Origin of the sequence: Peribacillus sp. NPDC101480, from assembly GCF_050277335.1 — a bacterium.
Classification (GTDB): domain Bacteria; phylum Bacillota; class Bacilli; order Bacillales; family DSM-1321; genus Peribacillus.
Genome location: NZ_JBNNSB010000001.1, coordinates 789,134 through 812,228, shown reverse-complemented (window position 1 = coordinate 812,228; position 23,095 = coordinate 789,134). Strand labels below are relative to the sequence as shown.

At 44.5% G+C, this 23,095-nt stretch carries 20 protein-coding genes; 3 read left to right on the top strand and 17 right to left on the bottom strand.

What is annotated here, in order from left to right:
* Positions 1-33: 33 nt before the first annotated feature.
* The 6 genes from dtd to ACQKMF_RS04050 all read right to left on the bottom strand — a co-directional run bounded on the left by dtd (position 34) and on the right by ACQKMF_RS04050 (position 8,796).
* Entirely contained in the window at positions 34-477 is a 444-nt protein-coding gene (dtd, locus tag ACQKMF_RS04075; RefSeq protein ID WP_137020406.1) for a D-aminoacyl-tRNA deacylase, read from the bottom strand.
* Between the two features lie 15 nt (positions 478-492).
* A complete protein-coding gene (locus ACQKMF_RS04070; RefSeq protein WP_101222762.1) occupies positions 493-2,691 on the bottom strand; it encodes a RelA/SpoT family protein in 2,199 nt (732 codons plus the stop codon).
* Between the two features lie 317 nt (positions 2,692-3,008).
* Complete coding sequence (locus ACQKMF_RS04065; protein ID WP_034308789.1) at positions 3,009-3,521, bottom strand: adenine phosphoribosyltransferase; 513 nt, start codon at positions 3,519-3,521, stop codon at positions 3,009-3,011.
* Positions 3,512-5,887, bottom strand: coding sequence for a single-stranded-DNA-specific exonuclease RecJ (recJ, locus tag ACQKMF_RS04060; protein WP_427571863.1), 2,376 nt, complete (start codon positions 5,885-5,887; stop codon positions 3,512-3,514). The genes ACQKMF_RS04065 and recJ overlap by 10 nt, the downstream gene beginning before the upstream one ends.
* A 146-nt stretch (positions 5,888-6,033) precedes the next feature.
* Positions 6,034-8,295, bottom strand: a complete 2,262-nt coding sequence (gene secDF / locus ACQKMF_RS04055) for a protein translocase subunit SecDF (protein ID WP_402938702.1) — start codon at positions 8,293-8,295, stop codon at positions 6,034-6,036.
* Between the two features lie 195 nt (positions 8,296-8,490).
* Positions 8,491-8,796: a post-transcriptional regulator gene (locus ACQKMF_RS04050; RefSeq protein ID WP_157831013.1), complete on the bottom strand. Its 306-nt coding sequence runs from the start codon at positions 8,794-8,796 to the stop codon at positions 8,491-8,493.
* A 171-nt stretch (positions 8,797-8,967) separates the two neighbouring features.
* Between ACQKMF_RS04050 and spoVB the strand changes: the two genes are divergently transcribed.
* Positions 8,968-10,530 carry a stage V sporulation protein B gene (gene spoVB / locus ACQKMF_RS04045; RefSeq protein WP_101222766.1) on the top strand — a complete coding sequence of 521 codons (1,563 nt, stop codon included), beginning with the start codon at positions 8,968-8,970 and terminating at the stop codon, positions 10,528-10,530.
* Positions 10,531-10,558: 28 nt separating this feature from the next.
* Here the strand turns inward: spoVB and ACQKMF_RS04040 are convergent, their stop codons facing one another.
* Positions 10,559-11,239, bottom strand: coding sequence for a DUF421 domain-containing protein (locus ACQKMF_RS04040; RefSeq protein WP_101222767.1), 681 nt, complete (start codon positions 11,237-11,239; stop codon positions 10,559-10,561).
* A gap of 169 nt (positions 11,240-11,408) precedes the next feature.
* Between ACQKMF_RS04040 and ACQKMF_RS04035 the strand changes: the two genes are divergently transcribed.
* On the top strand, positions 11,409-11,780 hold the full coding sequence (locus tag ACQKMF_RS04035) for a TIGR04086 family membrane protein (RefSeq protein ID WP_174524159.1): 372 nt from the start codon (positions 11,409-11,411) through the stop codon (positions 11,778-11,780).
* A 46-nt stretch (positions 11,781-11,826) separates the two neighbouring features.
* Here the strand turns inward: ACQKMF_RS04035 and yajC are convergent, their stop codons facing one another.
* From yajC to safA, 10 genes are all read right to left on the bottom strand, one after another.
* On the bottom strand, positions 11,827-12,111 hold the full coding sequence (gene yajC / locus ACQKMF_RS04030) for a preprotein translocase subunit YajC (RefSeq protein WP_076365002.1): 285 nt from the start codon (positions 12,109-12,111) through the stop codon (positions 11,827-11,829).
* A gap of 42 nt (positions 12,112-12,153) precedes the next feature.
* Positions 12,154-13,293 (bottom strand): tRNA guanosine(34) transglycosylase Tgt, encoded by a 1,140-nt coding sequence (gene tgt / locus ACQKMF_RS04025; protein ID WP_101222768.1) that lies wholly within the window; start codon positions 13,291-13,293, stop codon positions 12,154-12,156.
* 36 nt (positions 13,294-13,329) lie between these two features.
* Positions 13,330-14,358 carry a tRNA preQ1(34) S-adenosylmethionine ribosyltransferase-isomerase QueA gene (gene queA / locus ACQKMF_RS04020; RefSeq protein WP_101222769.1) on the bottom strand — a complete coding sequence of 343 codons (1,029 nt, stop codon included), beginning with the start codon at positions 14,356-14,358 and terminating at the stop codon, positions 13,330-13,332.
* A 38-nt stretch (positions 14,359-14,396) separates the two neighbouring features.
* The gene (locus ACQKMF_RS04015) at positions 14,397-14,603 is read right to left on the bottom strand and encodes a DUF2905 domain-containing protein (RefSeq protein WP_137020415.1); all 207 of its coding nucleotides are present in this window, start codon (positions 14,601-14,603) and stop codon (positions 14,397-14,399) included.
* Positions 14,600-15,598 carry a Holliday junction branch migration DNA helicase RuvB gene (ruvB, locus tag ACQKMF_RS04010; protein WP_427571859.1) on the bottom strand — a complete coding sequence of 333 codons (999 nt, stop codon included), beginning with the start codon at positions 15,596-15,598 and terminating at the stop codon, positions 14,600-14,602. The genes ACQKMF_RS04015 and ruvB overlap by 4 nt, the downstream gene beginning before the upstream one ends.
* An 11-nt stretch (positions 15,599-15,609) precedes the next feature.
* A complete protein-coding gene (gene ruvA, locus ACQKMF_RS04005) occupies positions 15,610-16,224 on the bottom strand; it encodes a Holliday junction branch migration protein RuvA (RefSeq protein ID WP_101222771.1) in 615 nt (204 codons plus the stop codon).
* 343 nt (positions 16,225-16,567) lie between these two features.
* On the bottom strand, positions 16,568-17,068 hold the full coding sequence (locus ACQKMF_RS04000) for an intercompartmental signaling factor BofC (protein WP_230176806.1): 501 nt from the start codon (positions 17,066-17,068) through the stop codon (positions 16,568-16,570).
* 109 nt (positions 17,069-17,177) lie between these two features.
* Complete coding sequence (locus ACQKMF_RS03995; protein WP_157831014.1) at positions 17,178-17,777, bottom strand: YhcN/YlaJ family sporulation lipoprotein; 600 nt, start codon at positions 17,775-17,777, stop codon at positions 17,178-17,180.
* Positions 17,778-17,879: 102 nt separating this feature from the next.
* On the bottom strand, positions 17,880-18,827 hold the full coding sequence (locus tag ACQKMF_RS03990; protein ID WP_402938712.1) for a phosphotransferase: 948 nt from the start codon (positions 18,825-18,827) through the stop codon (positions 17,880-17,882).
* Positions 18,817-21,630 carry a SafA/ExsA family spore coat assembly protein gene (safA, locus tag ACQKMF_RS03985; RefSeq protein WP_427571856.1) on the bottom strand — a complete coding sequence of 938 codons (2,814 nt, stop codon included), beginning with the start codon at positions 21,628-21,630 and terminating at the stop codon, positions 18,817-18,819. The genes ACQKMF_RS03990 and safA overlap by 11 nt, the downstream gene beginning before the upstream one ends.
* Before the next feature lie 367 nt (positions 21,631-21,997).
* On the opposite strand from safA, the gene ypfJ reads away from it, so the two are divergent.
* Positions 21,998-22,843, top strand: a complete 846-nt coding sequence (gene ypfJ, locus ACQKMF_RS03980) for a KPN_02809 family neutral zinc metallopeptidase (RefSeq protein ID WP_402938717.1) — start codon at positions 21,998-22,000, stop codon at positions 22,841-22,843.
* The last annotated feature ends 252 nt before the right edge of the window (positions 22,844-23,095 follow it).

Genomic DNA, 23,095 nt, shown 5'->3' with positions numbered 1-23,095 from the left:
GGCTTTTCTACAAAAATAACCTGCCGCAGCAGGTTATTTTTTGCTTTCAAGTATTAGTGTAACGGGACCGTCATTAGTAAGCTGAACATCCATCATGGCACCAAATTGACCGGTTTCAGTATGGACGCCTTTCTTGCGGAGTTCCTCGTTAAATGCTTCATATATTTCATTCGCCTCTTCAGGACGGGCGGCGTCCATGAAGTTCGGTCGACGGCCTTTGCGGCTATCGCCGTATAAGGTGAATTGTGAAACTGATAAAATCGAACCTCCCACATCCAAGAGTGAATGGTTCATCTTTTCATTTTCATCTTCAAATATTCTGAGATTTACAATCTTATCGGCCAAATAGGCGGCGTCATCGATGGTATCCCCATGGGTGACACCAACCAACAGGACGAGCCCGCTGTCGATTTGCCCGATGACTTGGTCTGCGACAACGACTTTTGCCGCTTTGGAACGTTGTAAAACAACACGCATGGCAATAAAAACTCCTTAGTTCATTATCCTTCTAACGGAATAAACATCTGAAATTTGTTTGATACGGTCGACGACCTTTTGTAAATGGGCAATGTTATGGATATAGATCGACATGTGAATGGTCGCCACCTTATTCCTGTCCGATTTACCCGAGACCGCCGAAATGTTGGTCTTGGTTTCATTGACGGCCTGCAGCACTTCGTTTAATAAGCCGCGACGGTCATAGCCGCTGATTTCAATTTCAACGATGTATTCCTTGCGTTCATTAATCGTACTTTCCCATTCAACAGGTACAAGGCGATGGTCGGAATCCCCGCTATCCAGGTTCGGGCAGTCCTGTCTGTGAACTGAAACTCCACGGCCTTTGGTTATATAACCAACGATTTCGTCCCCTGGCACTGGGTTGCAACAGCGCGATAAACGGATAAGCAGGTTATCAATCCCCGGTACCTGTACACCTGAGTCACGTTTTTTCGATGTATTGGAGAAGGTTTTCAGATCGGCTACAGCTTCAGAAATATCCGCTTCTTGCTCGACCATTTTCTGCTTACGCCATTTTTCGGTAAGGCGGTTAGCTACCTGAAGGGCAGTGATTCCGTTATATCCGACTGCTGCATACATATCTTCTTCATTCAGGAAGTTAAATTTATCTGCAACACGCCTGATATTCTCGGCCGTCAGGATTTCCTTCAGGTCGAACTCCATATCCTTGATTTCCTTTTCAACAAGCTCTTTGCCTTTTTCGATATTTTCTTCCCGGCGCTGCTTCTTGAAAAATTGGCGGATCTTGTTTTTCGCCTGAGATGTTTGCGTTAGTTTAAGCCAATCCTGACTTGGACCATATGAATGCTTAGAAGTTAAGATTTCTATGATGTCGCCAGTTTTCAGTTTATAATCCAGCGGCACCATTTTCCCATTCACCTTGGCACCAATCGTTTTGTTTCCGATTTCCGAGTGAATCCGGTAAGCGAAATCTATCGGGTTGGATCCTGATGGCAGTTCGATGACATCGCCTTTTGGTGTAAAAATGAATACCATATCAGAAAAAAGGTCTATTTTAAGGGATTCCATGAATTCCTCTGCATTAGTCGCATCATCCTGGAATTCAAGAATTTCCCGGAACCATGTCAATTTTTCTTCCAGTGAAGGCTGTTCACCGACATCTTTTCCTTCTTTATAAGCCCAGTGCGCGGCAACCCCGAACTCGGCAATGCGATGCATATCGGAAGTACGGATCTGCACTTCCAGCGGGTCGCCTTTCGGTCCGATCACCGTCGTATGGAGCGATTGATACATATTCGGCTTCGGCATCGCAATATAATCTTTGAATCGGCCTGGCATCGGCTTCCAGCATGTATGGATGATCCCTAAAACGGCATAGCAATCCTTTATGCTATTGACGACGATACGAACGGCAAGCAAATCATAAATTTCGCTGAACTGCTTATTCTGCAAAGCCATTTTACGATAAATGCTGTATATATGTTTCGGTCTCCCGGAAAGGTCAGCCTTAATATTGACTTCCTCAACGTTTTTACGCACTTCATCAATGACTTCTTCCAGATACTGTTCACGTTCTGCACGCTTTTTCTTCATCAAGTTGACGATTCGGTAATACTGCTGAGGATTCAAATACCTTAGGGCAGTATCTTCAAGTTCCCATTTAATTGTACTGATACCAAGACGATGAGCAAGCGGTGCGAAAATTTCCAACGTCTCGTTCGATATCCTTCTCTGCTTTTCCTGCGGCAGATGCTTCAATGTCCGCATATTATGAAGTCTGTCCGCAAGCTTGATCAGGATGACCCGTATATCCTGGGCCATCGCCACGAACATTTTCCGATGGTTTTCCGCCTGTTGCTCCTGCTGTGATTTATACTTGATTTTCCCTAACTTTGTCACGCCATCCACAAGCATGGCGACTTCAGGACTGAAATTTTCTTCAATATCCTTCAGAGTGATCTCCGTGTCTTCAACAACATCATGTAAAAAACCTGCCGCAATGGTTGCAGGGTCCATTTCAAGTTCAGCCAGAATGCCCGCCACTTGAATCGGATGAATAATATAAGGCTCTCCCGATTTACGAAATTGTTCTCGGTGAGCATATTCTGCATACTTAAACGCTCTATGAATAAATTCAGCTTCTTCCGGCTGAAGATATAAGCTGGCCCGTTCTACAACCTGCTCGGCAGTCAATATTTGATCATTAGCCATTTAATCACCTTTACCCCACTTTAACTGCCACCGGATTTGATCCGGATTGAGTATGATTGGTAGCACTTCCCTTTATTCTGCAAAACGTGACAATTTTTGCGAAAAAAAATAAATCCGCTTAAACGGATAAAAGTGCAAATAAACTTATTAGCAGAAAAACTCTTTATTATTACTATTATCGAAAAAAAAGGCAAGGATGTAAAGAGATAAACGTGTATTTTATAAAGAATACTGCTTTTTTTCACTGGAAATTCGACAAAATCCAGAAAAAACGGGTAAAAACAGAAAGAGCACCCTGGTCAGAGTGCTCTTCTTTATTAAAAGCTCATTAATGTCAAGACATCATAGCCGTCTAATTTATCTTTACCATCCAAGTCAGTCAATTCAATGAGGAATGCAATCCCGGCTACAATTCCGCCAAGCTGTTCAACCAATTTGATCGTCGCTTCGATTGTTCCCCCGGTAGCAAGTAAATCGTCCGTAATCAATACACGCTGTCCCGGTTTAATGGCATCTTTATGGATTGTCAATACATCCTTGCCATATTCTAATCCATATTCGACTTTTATCGTTTCACGTGGAAGTTTTCCTTCTTTTCTCACTGGAGCAAAGCCCACTTCCAATGAGTATGCGACTGGACATCCGATAATGAATCCGCGCGCTTCCGGCCCGACCACCAAGTCGATATTCTTATCGCGAGCGTACTCGACGATTTGGTCTGTTGCGTATTTATAAGCTGCACCGTTATCCATTAATGTTGTAATATCTTTGAAGACAATACCCGGTTTTGGCCAGTCTTGCACAATTGTTACATATTGCTTTAAATCCATTGCTTTGTTTCCTCCTCAAGGTCTGTTGCCTCATGAACTAAATAATGATTGAACCAATCGAATAATTGCTGATAGGAAGAATAAACAAGCTCTTGTTCAAGCTCAAATTGCTCTTTCTTTCTTGTATACGATTCAGATTCACTGAGATCGCGTTTTTTCGCATTGGTTGTGAGCATAATTAACCCATTCTCTATTGTAACAAAATCAAGCTCAAAAAACACCTTAGAAATGAAATCCACAGTATCTCTTGACCAGCCGCGGTATTTGGCTAGGTCATCACCATATCTTTTCACATCGAGCGGTCCCTTTTTGGCAAGGAAGGCATAAAACCATTTGAAATGATCCCTTGTTGGCATCGTACTTAGGAAATGGTCCTGTTCATGGGAAAAGTGAGCGTAGATACGCGAAGGGTGCTTATCGGCAACCACCCGTTTCAAATATTCCCTTGACGGCGGCATGTCCATGAATGCCAAATGACCTTCGAAGCAGTCGAGCTGCTCTGCATCCAGTTCATTCTTGATAATAACGAGATCCGGATGATTTTGTAAAAATGGATATCTGTTATAAATATCTTCCGAGAATATGACGATCTTCCGATTTTGTGCAGGAATGTCGGCAAGCCACTTCTCTGCCTGTCCCTTGCCGCGGTAATCGAATAACTGCCAATGGTTCACCGAGACATCCTGGACAAAGATCTGGGGCTTTTTCATATTATTCCACTCATTGATGGAAAGCTCACCAATAACCGAGACCTCAGCGTGTGGAGCTATTTCATCGACAAAATGACCAAGACCGAAGCCCACACCGTCAAGTTTGTGATTTTCACCATCTTCCAACTGGACCTTCAAGTGATTTTGGTTGGCACCTATTTTGCGGACACTTGAAAGCTGTACGGAATCTATCAATATCTTCGGCTTGGGATTCGTTACCCCAAATGGCGCCAGCAAGCTCATTTCCTGAATCGTTTGAATGGATACGTCAGCTAAAGTCGTAGCACCGTCCAAGTTTGTAATCGGTGTGAAGTCCTCTTCGTTCAATTGTTCCTTCGCAATCAAATTCATGCGGTCCCTGAGCTCCTGGACATCTTCAATTTTCAATGTCATTCCAGCAGCCATCGGGTGCCCACCGAAATGAGGCAGCAGTTCACGGCAGGCGGAAAGACTTTGAAAAAGATCGAAACCGGCAATGCTCCGAGCAGAACCTTTCGCGTATCCCTTTTCCCGGTCATAGCTCAATACAATCGTGGGCCGGTAAAAGCGTTCAACAAGTTTAGAGGCAACGATCCCCACGACTCCTGCGTTCCAGCCTTCCCTTCCGATGATGAGCACGCCATTGGACTCCGGCGGGAAGTTTTCCTCGACCTCAGCAATCGCTTCCGCCGCCATTGCTGCAACCATTTCCTGCCGCTCTTTATTGATATCATTAATTTCATTCGCAAGTTCCACCGCTTCTTCCAGGCTTTGTGACATCAATAAATCGACAGCGGGATCGGCATCTCCAAGGCGCCCGACAGCATTGATCCTCGGTGCCATCGCAAAGCCGATTGATTCTTCATTCAATGCTTCCTGCTGAACATTCGCCACTTTCATTAACGCAACAAGTCCCGGGCGGCGAGTCAAACGTAACTGCTCGATGCCTTTCGCAGCAATGAGGCGGTTTTCCCCTTGCAATGGCACTAAATCCGCTATCGTGCCGATTGCCGCTATTTCAAGCAGATCCTCAGGCAATTCCCCAAGCAGGGCGTGTGCAAGCTTAAATGCGACCCCTACTCCGGCAAGGTCTTTAAATGGATAGGAACTGTTCTCAAGTTTAGGATGGATGATTGCCAATGCCTCAGGCAGTTCCGGCCCCGGTTCGTGGTGGTCGGTCAATATATAATCCATGCCAAGCTCGCCGGCAAGTTTCGCTTCATCGATTGCAGAAATTCCGGTATCGACGGTTATTAATACCTTCACCCCTTGCTCAGCTGCAAGGCGGAACGCCATCGGATTCGGACCATACCCCTCTGTAAACCGATTCGGGATATAAAAATCAACATTGGCCCCCAATTTCATCAGCGCCGTCATCATCACTGTGGTCGATGTCACGCCATCCGCATCATAATCACCGAATATACGTATTTTTTCCCCATTTTGAATGGCTTCTCTTATTCTATATACTGCTTTATCCATATCCTTCAATAAAAATGGATCATGAAAAGTTTGATTTTTTACAAATAAAAACGATCGGGCACTTTCAATTGTATCCAGGCCTCGATTCACAAGCAGGGCTGCAACCAAAGGTGTGATATGAAGCTCTTCAGCTAGTACAGCAACTTTGTTTTCATCGGCAGATTGCAAGTTCCACCGTGTTTTTGGCTTTAACATTTATTCACCCCTCAACCTACTCATTATACAAAACGAATATACCAGTTTCAATTTTATTTTAAACTCATAAATGGCTGTAATTCCCTATCCAATAAACTTAGTTTAACAAAAAGAAGGCTGGCATCATGCCAGCCCCCTCTCACCTATTAAACTTGTCCTTCAAGACTTTGTTTCTTTTCTTTTGCGGTATTCAGCGGACCCTTCTTCTTCAATTCCCTGATTTTTAAATCAAGCCAGAATTGGGAAGCGATCAATAGCGATGAATAAACGCCGCATATCAAACCGATGAACAAGGCAATGGAGAAGTTTCGGATAGCTTCACTACCGAAGATCATCAATGCGATGACCGTAATGAGAACGGTCAAAACCGTGTTAATGGATCTCGTCAAAGTTTGCCTGATACTGATGTTAACAATGTTCTCAAGCTCTTCGGCGGTTTTGATTTTACGGCTGAAGCGTAGGTTTTCACGAATACGGTCAAAGGTAACGATCGTATCATTGATCGAATAACCGACGATCGTCAGAACCGCAGCAATGAAGGTGATATCCACTTCGAGCCGGAGTAAGCTAAAAATCGTGATGATGAAGAAAGCATCATGTATTAGCGCGACAACGGCAGGAACAGCCATTCGCCATTCAAATCGTATCGATACATACAATATGATTCCGATTGATGCAATCGCTAACGCAAACATGGCATTTTTCGCAAGCTCTTTCCCTACAGTCGGTGATACGGTGCTGACATTCGGTTCTGCTCCGTAATCCTTCTTGAAATGGTCCTTCAATTCAGCAATCTCTTGTTTATCGAGGACACCGACTGTCCGAACGACAGCATTCTTATTGTCTTGTCCAGCGAGCCTGACATCCTTGATATCCCCTTCGTCGATACCGACCTTTTCCATTTCGGTTTTGACTTGCTGTGTCGTCAAGACGTCTTTGGAAGCAATCTCGATTCGGGTGCCGCTCGTGAAATCAATCCCGAGATTCAATCTAAAGACGAGCAGGAATATGATCCCGATAATGGTGACACCGATTGAAATGCCATAAAAAACTTTCCGATGTTTGACGAAATCGATTTTATCAAAGCGTGTTGGCAATGACATTAAATCCATCTTCTCGGATAAATCGTGAATGTGCTTCTTCTTCACGCCAAACCATCCTGTACGTTTGTCGAGGAACCCGCTATTCACCCACAGACTCATGAAGAGGCGTGTACCATAAACGGCTGTAATGAAACTCATTAAAATCGAAATGATCAAAGTGGTGGCAAACCCTTTAACCGAGCTTGTTCCATAATAGAACAGTACGGCCGCAGCCAGCAGGGTCGTTAAATTTGCATCCGTGATTGTAGCAAGTGAATTCTTAGTACCTTCTTTATAAGCCGCCTTAACGGATCTACCAAGTTTCAATTCATCCCTGATTCGCTCATAGGTTATGATATTGGCATCGACAGCCATCCCGACCCCGAGTACCAATGCCGCAATACCAGGCAGCGTAAGGACTGCATTCATCCAATCAAACACTAATAGGGTCAAGAAAATGTATATGCTTAAAGTAACGACTGCAATGAATCCCGGGAAGCGGTAATACACAAGCATGAAGATAAAAACAAGTGCAATTCCGATGATTCCTGCAAAAATAGTATCATTCAGTGCACCTGCACCGAATTGGGCACCTACAGAAGTGGAGTACTTTTCTGTTAAATCCACAGGCAGGGCACCTGCATTCAGAAGGGCTGCAAGCTCTTTCGCTTCTTCAACCGTGAATTGACCGGTAATATACACCTTCTTCGTATTAAAAACTTCACTGACAGCTGGAGCTGAAATCATATTGTCCTGTGAAGAGGTATCTTTGATGGAATCTTTTCCTTCCTCAAAATCCAGCCAGATTGCAAGTACATTAGTCGGACTTTCCATCGTGGATATTTTTTGAGTGATGTCCTTAAATTTATCCACATCTTTCAATGTGACTTCAACAACCGGTTGATTATCTTGGAACGTTTGTTTCGCGCCTCCTTCTTTCAGGTCGGCCCCGGTCATCATTTCCTTATCGTTGTAATCACGGAAGGATAATTTAGCTTGTGTCGAAAGGATTTCCCGAGCGTTGTTCTGGTCTTTGACCCCAGCCAATTGAACGCGGATCCGGTCTTTCCCTTCGATTTGAATGTTAGGCTCGCTAACACCCAAAACATTGACACGCCGCTCAAGCGAGCTTACTGTAGCCCGTAAAACATCCGGGGTGATTTTCTCCCCAGACAGCGGTTTTACTTCATATAACACTTCAAAACCGCCTTGAAGATCAAGACCCAGCTTGATATCCTTTAGGATTCCTTTTGAAGTCGTCCCCATCGCTGCGAAAATCAAAAGTGCGATTAGAAAAAACGCAACGATCCTGCTTCTTTTTACCATTATGTAGTAGGCCCCTTTCTATAATACGCCTGTTCCTGAAGTTAAAAAAACTGTCATTTTTTGTTCATATGATAACTGCATTCCCTTTTCTTCTTGAGAAAAAAGACACAGCTTTCCATGCTTTTCCAAAAAAAGCATGACCATATCTATTATGAGTCAAATACAAACAGCTGTCAATTTAAGTATATCTTTGCGTCATTCTTTCAAAAGTTCCTTCAGTTCATCTTCAGAAAGCGGCTCAAATAGGTTTGGTGATTTATAAGCTTCGACCATTTGGAAGGTCATGAACTGGTTGCTCGAAAATGTCACGATATCTGCGACAAGTTCATGTATGTGAATGTTTTCCTGAGGACGCTTCCATTTATTTTTGGTTAAGGTTCCCCATATGTCTTCCTCCGTTACGGCATTCAATCCGACCATTTGGAATTCCTCACGCTTGCTCTTTAAAAATGGACGCACCTTTAGATAATACCTTTGATAGGGATGATTCTTTTTTGCCATCACTTTGCCTCCAGTAAAAATGATTCTCAAATGAATGCGCATTTTCTTAGAAGGGTTTCTTATCATTTGTTAGAACGCAAACAAACACTTTTGTCATGCTTTGTCCAAGTACAAGCATATAGATAATTGTATAGCATAACCGCTTTTTTGAGAAGGCAGGGAGGGAGTTCAATGTCCAAATTTTTAAAAGGGACGCTGATTTTATTAATCGCAAGCCTGATTACACGGGTTCTTGGTTTCATTAACCGCATTGTCATCGCCCGCTTCATCGGCGAAGAAGGCGTTGGTTTATATATGATGGCTTTACCGACCCTCTTTCTCGTCGTGAACATAACCCAGTTAGGCCTGCCAATCGCCATTTCGAAATACGTGGCTGAGGCCAATGCCAGAGGTGATGAACGGAAAATCAAGAAAATCCTTGTCGTCTCTTTGGCTTGCACCTTTACTCTATCGATGATTTTCACTCCTGCGATGCTGCTTTTCGCACCGGCTCTCTCAGAATACCTATTCACTGATAAACGGACGGTATGGCCGCTCATGGCGATTGCCCCTATAGTACCGATCATCGCCATATCTTCCGTACTGCGCGGTTATTTCCAAGGCAAGCAAAATATGAAGCCATTCGCTTTCTCACAAGTTATCGAACAGGTGGCCCGAATCACTTTCATAGCCGTCCTGACAAAGGCCTTTTTGCCATATGGAATCGAATATGCTGCAGCCGGGGCGATGTTCGCATCGATTATCGGTGAGCTTGTATCTCTCATCTACTTATTGACCAGCTTTAAATTAAAGAAACATTTTAAGTTCAGAAAGGGTTTCTTCAAGAATGTCAAATCCGGAAAAGGAACGTTCACCGAATTGATGGGAATTGCCCTTCCTTCCACCGGAAGCAGGATGATTGGATCGGTTTCATGGTTTTTCGAACCGATAGTGGTCGCCCAGAGTTTGGCACTCGCCGGAGTCACCGCGGCCGCAGCCACAAGTCAATACGGGGAGCTGACAGGGTACGCCCTGCCTTTACTCATGCTACCTTCCTTCGTTACGTCATCATTGGCGACGGCACTTGTCCCGGCAGTGAGCGAAGCCCGTACGACCGGAAACTTTTCACTCGTTGAACACAGGCTTCAGCAGGCACTGAAAATCACCTTTATCACAGGCTGTTTAGCTATCGTCATTCTGTTCATCTTTGCCGAACCGATTTTACAAGTCATGTACGGCTCTTCGCATGCTGCCGTTTTCATTAAATTCCTGGCACCCTTTTTCATACTTTATTACTTTCAATATCCGCTGCAATCCATGCTGCAAGCACTGGATCTTGCAAAGGCCGCAATGTTCAACAGCCTGGCTGGTAACATCCTTAAAATCGGTGTGATCTGGCTGCTGGCGTCAAAGGAAAGTTTCGGGATCATGGGTGCCGCAATCGGGATAGCAGTCGGTACGATGCTCGTTACCTTCCTGCATTTTTCTACTGTGCTGAAGGTCGTCCCTTTCACGCTTCATTTCCGCAGCTATATGTCAGCTTTGGTCCTTGCCTTAATTTCCGGGTGGGGCGGTTATTATCTTTATCAATTCCCGCTCTCCTCACAGCCACTTGGCATACGGCTTTTGCTTTCCGTGACCGTCGTCATCCTGCTGTTCACATTTTTCCTGCTCATGACCGGCAGCATAAAAAAGGCGGATCTGATCAGGATTCCTGTAGTGGGCGGCTTTTTATCAAAATTCGCTTGGAAATAAAATGAACCGAAGCATTAAAAGGCTTCGGTCATTTCTTCGTTTCATTTTTATCGATATAAAATTGGCCATCTATGTACCCACAAATCGAAATCTCTTTAATCTTCGTTTCTCCCAGCTTTTTCAACTGGTGCCGGAGCCAAAAATGATTTTTGCCAATTCTATCGAGATTCCTCTCCTGTATCTCCCCGTCGATTATAAGGGGATAAGGTGTTTCCTTGGTTTTAGACCTTTTATCTTTGGTATTCTTGATGATCGAAAGCTTCCCGGTAGATTCGAGGATTGCGAATTGCACCTCATTTAAATCACTAATTCCCTGTTCTCGCAGCTGGGTCAATAAATCATCGAAAGTATATCGTTGCTTACGCATCGCTTTTTCATCTATTTTCCCTTGATTGATGATGATCTGGGGCGTACCGTCCACGATGTTTCGAAATCTAATGCTTTTCAATGAAATGAAAGCCAATATTATTTGGATGAAAGCAAGAACGAACATCGGAATGATTTGCCTGAAAAATGGTCTATCCAAATCTTCAAAGGAAAGGACGGCAATGTCCCCGATCATGATGGATACTACTAAATCAAGAATGCTCAATTCCCCAACTTCCCGCTTACCCATCATTCGAAAAAGGATTAAGATGACTAGATAGATCACTGTTGTTCTAAAAATAATAGCCAGGATATCCACTTCAATACCACATCCTTCATCCATAGCATGGCTTGGGAACTGAAAAATTACTCTATATTCTTTTCTAATTTTGCGGGAAGCTTCCTAAACCTGGTCTAAAGGTTCGATATCGGGAATATGCTTGTACAAACACATAAACAGGCTATACGTATCAGCCTTTCAAAAAGGAGGAATACCCATCGAAACTAAAAAAATGAGTGTCGCCGTAATTTATGGCGTAGGCTCCATCTTTGCCATAGCGATGATTGCTAGTTTAATCGTTTCCATCCTTCTTCGTTTTACTTCACTGACTGAATCATCCCTGACATACGTGATCATGATCGTGTCCTTTTTATCGCTGTTCATTGGTGGATTCATTTCAGGAGGCAAAGGGAAAAAGCAAGGACTATTCTTGGGCGGGAGCACTGGGCTGCTTTATCTGTTGGTCGTGTTCCTTTTTCAATATTTAGGTCACGATGCACTTTTCACCATCAAGCAATGGATATACTATGGCTGTTTTGTGATTACGGCCATGATGGGCGGCGTGCTTGGGGTCAACATGAGTTCCGACTCCCGCACCGATTAAAAAAACAGCAAAAAAAACCGGGCACATGGCCCGGTTTTCGTTTGTCTTATACGGATACTTCCTTATTCGGTGCGCTTTCCGTTATTTCACGGATTGCTGCACGGTCAAAAGTCAGTTTTGTGCCGTCTGGTGATTTAATGACGATTTTCAGGTCATCGATTGCATCGATTGTTCCGTGCATACCGCCGATAGTAGCAACTTTATCACCTTTTTTCAGACTGCTTTGCATGCTTTGCGTAGCCTTTTGGCGTTTTTGCTGCGGGCGGATCAATAAGAAATAGAACAATACGAACATTAAAATCAACGGAAGTATTTGTGTTAAAGAACCCATTCTGTATATTCACTCCTTTCGCTCATTAAAATATTTATGGAATTAGAAGTTTCTCGCATTTGGTTCATTGAAACCATACTGCTCAAAAAACTCTTCCCTAAAGTCTCCAAGACGATCTTCTCGAATAGCTTGTCTGACCTGTTCCATCAAGTTTAACAGAAAATGAAGATTATGGTAAGTCGTAAGACGAATCCCAAAGGTTTCTTCACACTTAATCAAATGGCGGATATATGCCCGGCTATAATTCTTGCAAACATGGCAATCGCAATTTTCATCGATTGGACCGAAATCGCGTGCATACTTCGCATTTTTCACAACCAGCCGCCCATTGCTCGTCATGAGCGTACCATTACGCGCAATTCGCGTCGGCAGTACACAGTCAAACATATCGATACCGCGGAGTGCACCATCGATCAATGAGTCCGGCGAACCGACTCCCATCAGGTAACGAGGTTTGTTACTTGGCAGCAGCGGACTTGTAAACTCAAGGACGCGGTTCATGATATCCTTCGGTTCCCCAACGGATAACCCTCCAATAGCATAACCCGGGAAGTCAAGGGAGACAAGGTCTTTTGCACTTTGTTTGCGAAGGTTTTCAAATTCCCCGCCTTGAACTATACCAAACAGCCCTTGGTCATTAGGACGCTCATGTGCATTCAAACAGCGTTCCGCCCAGCGCGATGTCCGTTCAACCGACTTCTTCATATACTCTTCAGTCGCCGGAAATGGCGGACATTCATCGAATGCCATCATAATATCTGAACCAAGCGCATTTTGTATTTCCATCGCTTTTTCCGGGGATAAGAATAATTTATCGCCATTCAGATGATTCCTGAAATGCACGCCCTCTTCTTCAATTTTGCGAAACTCGCTCAAACTGAAGACTTGAAAGCCTCCTGAATCGGTCAAAATCGCCCGATCCCAGTTCATGAACTTATGCAATCCGCCAGCTTCCTTGATGATTTCATGCCCCGGACGCAGCCATAAGTGGTACGTATTGCTCAGGATGATGCCAGCCCCCATTTGTTTCAAATCTTCCGGGGACATCGTTTTGACAGTAGCCATCGTTCCAACCGGCATAAATGCCGGCGTTTCGAAAGAACCATGCGGCGTATGGACCCGGCCTAGCCGTGCCCCTGTCTGTTTACATGTTTTGATTAACTCATATCGTATTGCAGTCAACGCAATAACTCCCTTCAAGAGCTTCTCACTCTTATATTACTTAATTAACATTGCATCTCCAAAACTAAAGAACCTGTATTTTTCTTCCACAGCCGTTTCATAGGCATGAAGGACATGCTCCCTGCCCGCAAGTGCAGAAATCAGCATGATTAAAGTCGATTTGGGCAAATGGAAGTTCGTTATCATCGCATCGATTCCTTTGAACTCATAACCAGGATAAATGAAGATGCTCGTCCAGCCATTCTCTTCCTTGAAAACCCCATCATTGCGGGACGCAATCGTTTCCAATGTCCTTGTGGACGTAGTGCCGACCGTAATGATTTTCCCGCCTTTTCCTTTCACATCATTCAGTAATCTGGCAGTGCCTTCCGTCATTTGATAAAATTCGGAATGCATTTCGTGGCTATCAATATCGTCGACACTTACTGGACGGAATGTACCAAGCCCGACATGCAGCGTGATGAATGCGATGTGGACACCCATCTCTTTAAGTTTCCCGAGCAAATCCTCCGTAAAATGCAGGCCAGCGGTAGGTGCGGCTGCAGATCCCCGTTCACGCGCATAAACCGTTTGATAGCGGTCCTGGTCGTCGAGTTGTTCCTTGATGTATGGAGGTAACGGCATTTCGCCAAGCTTCTCCAGTATTTCATAAAATATGCCTTCATATTTGAATTCAAGGATTCGGCCGCCATGCTCAAGTACACCTGTACAAACGGCACTCAGCTTACCATCGCCAAAAACGATTGTCGAGCCTTCTTTAATCCGTTTGGCCGGCTTCACAAGCGTTTCCCATACATCATCATGCTCTTGCTTAAGCAGCAAGACTTCTATTTTTGCACCCGTTCCTTCTTTACTGCCGTAAAGCCGGGCCGGAAGCACCTTCGTATCATTCAACACCAGGCAATCTCCCGGTTTGATATATTCCGTGATATGGCTGAATACATCATGCTGAAGCTTGCCGGTTTCTTTGTCCAGCACCATCAATCTACTTGCTTCCCTATCCTCCAAAGGAACTTGGGCAATCAGTTCCTCCGGTAAATGAAAATCAAACATATCCAATTTCATCTGTTCCACTTCCTTACGTGTCTATCAAGCTGTAATCATTATTTAAAACGGCCGATCAAATAAAAAATCGCGGACAATACAACACTGACGATGATTGATGTAACGATGGGAAAGTAAAACGTCGTATTCCCCTTTTTCAGAAAAATATCTCCCGGCAGCCTGCCGAGACTGATATATTTCATCGCAAAACCAATCACGAATATTATCACACCCAGAATCATAACCATCTTTGGTATATTCATCATTCAGGCATCTCCATTCCGAAATGCTCATAAACAAGCTGTGTTGCCATCCGGCCTCTTGGGGTACGCTGAAGAAAACCGACTTGTAACAGATATGGTTCATACACATCTTCGATCGTTTGCGCCTCTTCGCCAATCGTTGCAGCAATCGTTTCCAGACCCACGGGCCCGCCACGGAATTTTTCAATAATCCCTTTAAGTAATTTATGGTCAATATGATCGAGTCCTAAACGGTCGACCTGCATTAATTCAAGCGCATAATCGGCAAGCTCGGCCGTTATCGTACCATCACCGCGTACCTGGGCGAAATCCCTGACCCTCCGTAAAAGCCGATTGGCTATTCTTGGTGTGCCCCTTGATCTTCTTGCAAGCTCTGCCGCTGCTTGATCATCCATTTCCGTATCCATGATTCTTGCAGTACGGATGATGATATCAGTCAAATGGTTTTCCGTATAATATTCAAGACGGCTCAAAACGCCAAAACGGTCCCTGAGCGGTGCAGACAGTGAGCCTGCACGTGTCGTGGCCCCTACGAGGGTAAACGGCGGCAAGTCGATCCTGATGGAACGGGCTTCCGGCCCCTTACCGACTACAATATCCAGACAGAAGTCCTCCATAGCCGGGTATAGCACTTCTTCAACGACACGGGGAAGACGGTGAATCTCATCAATGAACAATACATCACCCGGTTCAAGTGCACTCAAAATGGCCGCCAGATCTCCCGGCCGCTCAATGGCGGGACCCGAAGTCGTGCGGATATTCACACCCATTTCATTGGCGATGATGACGGCAAGCGTCGTCTTTCCAAGGCCAGGCGGTCCATATAAAAGTACATGATCGAGCGTTTCTTCACGCATCCTTGCCGCTTCGATATATACACTTAAATTCGCTTTCACTTTATCCTGTCCGATATATTGCTTTAAGTTTTGCGGCCGCAGGCTTTGTTCAAAGGACAGTTCGTTCAAATCGGCTTCCTGATTGAATATTCTCTCCTCCATTGCGCCACTCCTTATCTTAACATCATTTGCAATGCTTTCTTAATATATTGCTCGGTCGTCATATCTTCAGCCTGCAATTTCTTGGCAACCTTTTGGACTTCCTTTTCAGAATAACCAAGAGCCTTCAATGCAAGAACGGCTTCATCCAATTCCTCTGTATAACCATTTGGACTTAGTGCAGCCGTGACGCCTTCGTTAAACAAGCTTGGAAACGCATCCGGAATTATATTCTCAAGTTTCCCTTTTAAATCGAGGATCATTTGCCTTGCCGTTTTCTTTCCGACTCCCGGGAATTTCACCAAAAACGATTCATCTTCATTTTCGATTGCCTGCACCACCTGATCAACCTGGCCTGATGCCAATATGGCTAGAGCACCCTTCGGCCCGATTCCGGTTACATTCAATAATTTTGTGAATAACGCCTTTTCTTGACGAGTCTGGAATCCATATAATGCTGCCATATCCTCACGAACATAATGATATAGGTAAACTTGAATTTCTTTCTGGTATTGAGCGGAAAAAATAAAAGGATTCGGCGTCATCACTTGATATCCGATCCCCCCATTTTCCACAACTATGTATTCAGGCCCAATATAATCGACCTTGCCTTTTATATAATCATACAAATTAATTCTCTCCCTGATTTTGCTGTACCTCTCATTTTATCATAAAAAGGGGGTGTTGTTCATTAAAAGTTATTTCATAGTCTGCAAAGTCCTTTCACATTACTTCCGGTGTCATTATCATCCATAAAACAATGTTAATTGGAATGGGTATGCGAGACTCCTGCCGGAAATACGCGTCCAAGCGAGACCCCACAGGCAGAAAGGCTCCGAGGACGGACCGCCCGCAGAAAGCGAGTGCCTGCAGTGGAAATCAACAGTTAAATTGTAAATATAAAAAAACTGTAGACAAACTCCATTATTATCGAGTTTATCTACAGTCTGAAGGATCGGATATCATCCCACCCTAGTTTACCGAATATGGCTCATATTCTTTAATAAGCTGTTTATATTGGTCTTTATTCATGATCGGAATCCCTTTTTGCAGTTCCTCCTGCTTGTATGCTTCTAGTTTACCAACGTCTATTTGGTAGAAAGTATGAATGATCTTGGCATGCTCAGGCCTTCCGATAAAAATGGATAACGTACCATCTTCCCTCATACCAAGGTAACCGTTCGCTTTTAAGAGCGGAGATATGTCATTTTCAATTTTCTTCATGACAATCTGCTCTTCATTTTGATCGACTACTTTCCATCCTTCATATTTTGACCAAAAGTCCTCCATCGACCAAATGGTTTCTGTCAATTTCTCTTCACTTAACTCGCCATCCAGATACATACGCTGAAGAATGACCTTCCTCTCAATTGGATCATTTTCCTTTTGAACGGTTTCTTCGGCAAAAACGGTTAAGCAAAATGGCAATATGAAAAGCGTCATGAAAAATTGGATTCTGAGTTGATTAATCAATATACTCACCTCTTAAGGCGTTTACTTTTTATGTAGTTTGACCCAAATAAGGATTATTAACCAGAAAAAAATCAAAAAGAGCTGACTCCATATCGGGTCAGCTCACTAATTATTTCAAGTGATTTTCGTGAATGTTAAGGTTATCGAACATGTCATTGGCATCTAAAATGATCATTTCCCTCGTGTCGCCATCCCGAAGATTGTTATCAAGTGTCATCGTCCTGAAATAGACACCTTCATCTGTGGTGACATATAGGGTACGGCCATTGGTAAGCGGTCCGATTTCCTTCTTGATTCTTTCTTTAACATCTTTTGCTTGGCTGTAGTCATCAAGCAGCAAGGCTACCAGCATTTCGTCTTTCATTATGATCGTCCTGGTATCGATGACCGGCTCCACTTTATTGGCGACACCATTGACTTTGTCGGCTAAAGCGCCTTCATAAGAATTATAATAAGATGATCGCGCCTTAAGCGGTTTACTCTCATGTCCATGGTAGTTACGGTCACTCTTACTGTACGCATCATCTTTATTGTATAAACCTTGCACCATATTCTCATAATTGATGTTGCGTACCAATGCATCTTTTTCATGGTATCCTGTATCATTCGTGATATTTTCATTTTCCGCTGTATCATTATTAGCACATCCAACCAAACTGACGGCGGCCAATACCGTACAAAGCGGCTGTGCCCATTTTATTTTCTGCACCAATAACCCTCCCATTGCAATTGAATGAGCTATATTCCGCTCATAATTAGCATGGGTGTCGAACGGGAAATGTACTCTGTAAGATACGGCCAAAAAACCGTTTTAATTCCTATTAAGGGAAGAAATCCTTTTTGCCAATTTTTCATTCATCGCCATCCGCTCCGAAAAACCTTCCACGGACATTTTCCAGACCGAATGAAGCTGGGAAGAACTTTTATTAAGGCGATTCCATTCACGGAAAATATCGGTAGGATAAGTTAAAGCATATAAAAAGGCCGGGTCTGACTGATACCTTTGCAATTGCGGCACTTCCCACAGATCGGTGGCCGCATCTTCCAAATGATGCGATATTCGATTTGCATACTGTAAATAATCAATGCACCTCGGGGCATTTGCCATTAAGTCAAAATCGATTAAAGTCAAAGTGCCGTCCGCTCTCCGCAAGAAATTATGGTGGGCACAATCACCATGAATGATTACTTTCTTTTCCTTATTCCATGAAGACTGATTTTTATCAAACCCCTCTAGCGCCCACTCACCCCATCTAATCCATTCCTTGATAATATCTTCGGAAACATATTGGCGAACATAAGAAAAGTTCTTTTTAAAAAGTGATAAACGTTCTTTCCACTTTTTTGATTGATTGAACACAGGCGCGTTAATGGAGAGATGTTCCGACACATCATGGAAGCTTTCCAGTAACTTAATTCCCTCTAAACGGTCCTTATGGTTGGAATATCTGAATTTTTTCTTACTCGGCGGAAAATAGTCCATAGTCCCATACCATTTTCCTTTAAATTCAAAGGGCATTAAATTCTGATGAATATAATACGTTTGATGAAAACCCTTTTGTTTTAACAATGAAGTCAATTCTCTTTGACGATCCCACTTTTCAAAGCTGTCAAATCCTTTAAGGATCATTGAATAACCCTTTTCAAAAGTTATTAAATAGACACTGCTTTGAATATGGTGGACATTCTTTGGCTTACGATTTAAATAAGAGAAGAGACGAGTGTTAAAAACACTGTCTCCTTGATAATTAGTAGTCATCGCTTTCATCTACATATGTCGGTATCCCAAATGTTTCAGGCGCACGAACGCCCCCGAATTGGCCTGGCTGGCCACCCATTTGTCCAGGTAACATAGCTTCAGGTTGCCCCCCTAGCTGACCGCGCATCATGTCCGGCTGACCACCAAATTGTCTAGGCATCATTCCCGGCTGGCCTCCGTTTTGATCGCCCATCATCCACGGCTGACTTCCATTTTGACGGCCCATCCACGGCGGACCTCCGGTTTGACCGCCCATCATCATACCTGGCTGGCCTCCGTTTTGGCCGCCCATCATCATGCCTGGCTGGCCTCCATTTTGACCGCCCATCATCATGCCTGGCTGGCCTCCATTTTGACCGCCCATCATCATCCCCGGCTGGCCTCCGTTTTGGCCGCCCATCATCATGCCCGGCTGGCCTCCGTTTTGACCGCCCATCATCATGCCGGGTAGGCCTCCGTTTTGACCGCCCATCATGCCCGGCTGGCCTCCGTTTTGACCGCCCATCATACCTGGCTGGCCTCCATTTTGACCGCCCATCATACCTGGCTGGCCTCCATTTTGACCGCCCATCATCATGCCGGGTAGGCCTCCATTTTGACCGCCCATCATCATGTCTGGCTGACCACCGTTTTGGCTGCCCATCATCATGCCGGGCTGGCCTCCGTTTTGACCGCCCATCATCATGCCGGGTAGGCCTCCATTTTGACCGCCCATCATCATGCCTGGCTGGCCTCCGTTTTGACCGCCCATCATCATGCCGGGTAGGCCTCCATTTTGACCGCCCATCATCATACCTGGCTGGCCTCCATTTTGACCGCCCATCATCATACCTGGCTGGCCTCCATTTTGACCGCCCATCATGAATGGAGGACCTCCTATTTGAATCTCTTTTATGCCTGGCTGACCTCCGTTTTGACCACCCATGCCTGGCTGGCCTCCGTTTTGGCCGCCCATCATCATGCCTGGCTGGCTTCCGTTTTGACCGCCCATCATCATGTCTGGCTGGCCTCCGTTTTGACCGCCCATCATCATGTCCGGCTGGCCTCCGTTTTGACCGCCCATCATCATGTCTGGCTGGTCTCCGTTTTGACCGCCCATCATCATGTCTGGCTGGCCTCCGTTTTGGCCGCCCATCATCATGTCTGGCTGGCCTCCGTTTTGATCGCCCATCATCATGCCTGGCTGGCCTCCGTTTTCGCCGCCCATCATCATGTCCGGCTGGCCTCCGTTTTGACCGCCCATCATCATGTCCGGCTGGCCTCCGTTTTGACCGCCAATCATCATGTCCGGCTGGCCTCCGTTTTGACCGCCCATCATCATGTCTGGCTGGCCTCCGTTTTGGCCGCCCATCATCATGAATCCTTCATATTGAGCCGATTCTACTGACTCTTCTTCATATTGTTGCATCTCTTTCTCCATTTGAGACTCTTTAGGTGACATCCCTTGGTATGGGGCCTGTTGCTGCTGTGACTGAACGGATTGATATTGGTGATAATCTGGATTGTGATGTGCATTGGCATCCATTTTTTGGTTTCCTTGATACTGCCCTTTCACATCCGGCCCATAAGTTCCAAGTAACCCCTTATTACAGCCGCAATCTTCCTCTTCCTCACCTGCAGCCTGGTTATACTGCTGAGGTAAGTTATAGTTATTGTTGTTGTATGAAGATGGCGATTCGCCTGGTGACTCATAATCTTGCTGCATATATGAACCTGCTACTTGAGCTTGTTGATTCATCCCTCCATAGTAATGGTGCGGAACCGGTGCGGAGGCTTGATATGGATATTGTTGCTGGCTTGGTATATTCATGCTCGCCCCTTGGACGAATCCTTGATCCATCATGTACATGTCAGAAGATTCTCCCCAAACATCAGAGCTCTCTTCCATCATTTGATAACCATGTACTTCCGGAGCCGCCTGATACCCTGGAACTCCTTGATATGGGGCTTGCATATGCATCTGCGCCCACGGTGGCGGCTGAATGCAATAACCACTTCCGGGCAAAATTGGTGTTACTGGAATACAATCATCCACCGGCTCACTGTATTCCTGTGCTGGCTGTACAGCTGGCTTTTTCTTCTTCTTTTTAGTGACTGCCGGCTCTTCTTTTTTCTTTGGTAAAGGTGGTGGTGCAGGAGGCTTTTGCACACTCATATTGGTCATGTTGACCATATAATAATTATTGATATCGATTTCCGGAATCACCGGCATGGGCACCGGAACTTCTTTTGGAACGATTTTTTGCTTTTCTTTAATGATTGGCTTTGGCTGAACGATCTGCTGCTCTTTCTTGACAGGTTGTTCCTTCACTGGTTGTTGAACGATTGGTTGCTCTTTTATCGGCTGTTGATATTTCGGCTGTTCTTTTACCGGCTGCTGATATTTCGGCTGTTCTTTTACCGGCTGCTGATATTTCGGCTGCTCTTTCATCGGCTGCTGAAATTTCGGCTGCTCTTTTACCGGCTGTTGAAATTTCGGCTGTTCTTTTACCGGCTGTTGAAACATCGGCTGTTCTTTAACAGCCGGTTTTTGCATAATTGGCTGCTCTTTTATAGGCGCTGGCTGAGCCTGGTACGGTTGAATTTGGGATTCTTTAATTCCCGGTTGAATATTCACGTTTGGTTTAGCCGTTTCTTTTATTACAGCTCCGGATGTCCCTGGTATTTTAATTTTCATTCCGGGCATCATCATATCCGGGTTGCTCAATTGCGCGTTAACTTTTTTAAGTTCTTCAAAACTGACGCCGTATTTTTTGGCGAGTTTCCAAAGTGTATCGCCTTTTTGGACTATATGAATTTTCACGCTGTTAACCCCTCCTGTGCATATGTCCATATATTCTATGAAGCAGTGGGTGAATTGCTATTATTTTTATCATGAAAACTTATGCTTGAAAAATGACATTTATGATTGGATCAATGATTTAGGGAAATGGAAGGTACTTTTTTGGAGAGGAACTAAATGATATGACATCTTCAAAAAGGAAATTTAATTGGGACCATTGTCTTCATTCTAAAAAAAGGAGGCAATGGCTTTTAGGTTTGAAGCCATCATGTTATGAAACGCTTCTTTCAAACTTCTGTCTAAACTCAGGGAAATCCGGGTATAAGAAAGTAAATGACCTAAGGCTTTGTCTTCAGGTACTTATCTTACATCCCTGGGGGGAATAATAATGAAATGGAAAGGTAGACAGGGCAGCTCGAACGTCGAGGACAGAAGAGGCATGAGCGGAAAAGGCATGGCCGGAATCGGCGGAGGAATCGGATTGGTAATTGTCTTGATCGTGACGCTCCTTGGCGGTAATCCTAGCGAATTGCTAGGCAGTTTGAATTCTACTGAATCTAACAATGGCAGCACTTATGTCGAGACTGATGAAGAGAAGGAACTTGCGCAGTTCGTATCTGTCGTCCTTGCAGAAACGGAGCAGGTCTGGACAGAAGAATTCCGAAAAAATGGACTGGAATATAAGAAACCGAACCTTGTCCTGTATTCAGGCAGTGTCGAATCGGCATGCGGAATGGCAGCTTCTTCCGTAGGGCCATTTTATTGTCCGGGTGACATGAAACTATATATTGATCTCAGCTTTTATCAAGAGTTGAAGCAAGAGTTCCAGGCACCTGGTGATTTCGCCATGGCCTATGTTATTGCCCACGAAGTCGGACATCACGTTCAGACACTTTTAGGGACAACGGAAAAGGAAATGCCCGATCGTTCACAGGTCAGCGAGACTGAATATAATAGGTATTCTGTCCGTCTTGAACTACAGGCCGATTATTTGGCTGGAGTTTGGGCACATCATGTCCAAGGAGAGAATTTGCTTGAAAAAGGCGATCTTGAGGAGGCCTTGAATGCAGCAAGTGGTGTGGGGGATGACCGTATCCAAGAAAAGGCGCAGGGGTATGCGGTTCCGGACAGCTTCACGCACGGTACATCCGAACAGAGAAAACGGTGGTTCAATAAAGGTTTTAAATCCGGGGATATGAATGAAGGGAATACTTTTAAAGCGAGTAACCTTTAAAAGTTCTTACCTGTTTAGATTAAAAGAAAAAAGGGGGGCTTATCCCCCCTTCAGATTGTAGACAAATTCGAAGAAAAGCGAATTTGTCTACTTTTTTTATGTTAAAAATTGCAGTTGATTTCAGAAATCCGCTCCCTTTCCGCCGACTGTCTGCCAAGCGTCTGTAGGGTCTAGGCTAGTCAGTTATTCGGCAGGAGTGTCGCAAATTTCTTCAATCCTGTGAGGTTCAGCTAAAACAGTAAAAATACATGG

Bases quoted from the DNA above. Each gene is read 5' to 3' on its own strand.
- dtd (WP_137020406.1), bottom strand. From the start codon at position 477: ATGCGTGTTGTTTTACAACGTTCCAAAGCGGCAAAAGTCGTTGTCGCA.
- ACQKMF_RS04070 (WP_101222762.1), bottom strand. From the start codon at position 2,691: ATGGCTAATGATCAAATATTGACTGCCGAGCAGGTTGTAGAACGGGCC.
- ACQKMF_RS04065 (WP_034308789.1), bottom strand. From the start codon at position 3,521: ATGGATTTAAAGCAATATGTAACAATTGTGCAAGACTGGCCAAAACCG.
- recJ (WP_427571863.1), bottom strand. From the start codon at position 5,887: ATGTTAAAGCCAAAAACACGGTGGAACTTGCAATCTGCCGATGAAAAC.
- secDF (WP_402938702.1), bottom strand. From the start codon at position 8,295: ATGGTAAAAAGAAGCAGGATCGTTGCGTTTTTTCTAATCGCACTTTTG.
- ACQKMF_RS04050 (WP_157831013.1), bottom strand. From the start codon at position 8,796: ATGGCAAAAAAGAATCATCCCTATCAAAGGTATTATCTAAAGGTGCGT.
- spoVB (WP_101222766.1), top strand. From the start codon at position 8,968: ATGTCCAAATTTTTAAAAGGGACGCTGATTTTATTAATCGCAAGCCTG.
- ACQKMF_RS04040 (WP_101222767.1), bottom strand. From the start codon at position 11,239: ATGGATGAAGGATGTGGTATTGAAGTGGATATCCTGGCTATTATTTTT.
- ACQKMF_RS04035 (WP_174524159.1), top strand. From the start codon at position 11,409: ATGAGTGTCGCCGTAATTTATGGCGTAGGCTCCATCTTTGCCATAGCG.
- yajC (WP_076365002.1), bottom strand. From the start codon at position 12,111: ATGGGTTCTTTAACACAAATACTTCCGTTGATTTTAATGTTCGTATTG.
- queA (WP_101222769.1), bottom strand. From the start codon at position 14,358: ATGAAATTGGATATGTTTGATTTTCATTTACCGGAGGAACTGATTGCC.
- ACQKMF_RS04015 (WP_137020415.1), bottom strand. From the start codon at position 14,603: ATGATGAATATACCAAAGATGGTTATGATTCTGGGTGTGATAATATTC.
- ruvB (WP_427571859.1), bottom strand. From the start codon at position 15,598: ATGGAGGAGAGAATATTCAATCAGGAAGCCGATTTGAACGAACTGTCC.
- ACQKMF_RS03990 (WP_402938712.1), bottom strand. From the start codon at position 18,827: ATGACTACTAATTATCAAGGAGACAGTGTTTTTAACACTCGTCTCTTC.
- ypfJ (WP_402938717.1), top strand. From the start codon at position 21,998: ATGAAATGGAAAGGTAGACAGGGCAGCTCGAACGTCGAGGACAGAAGA.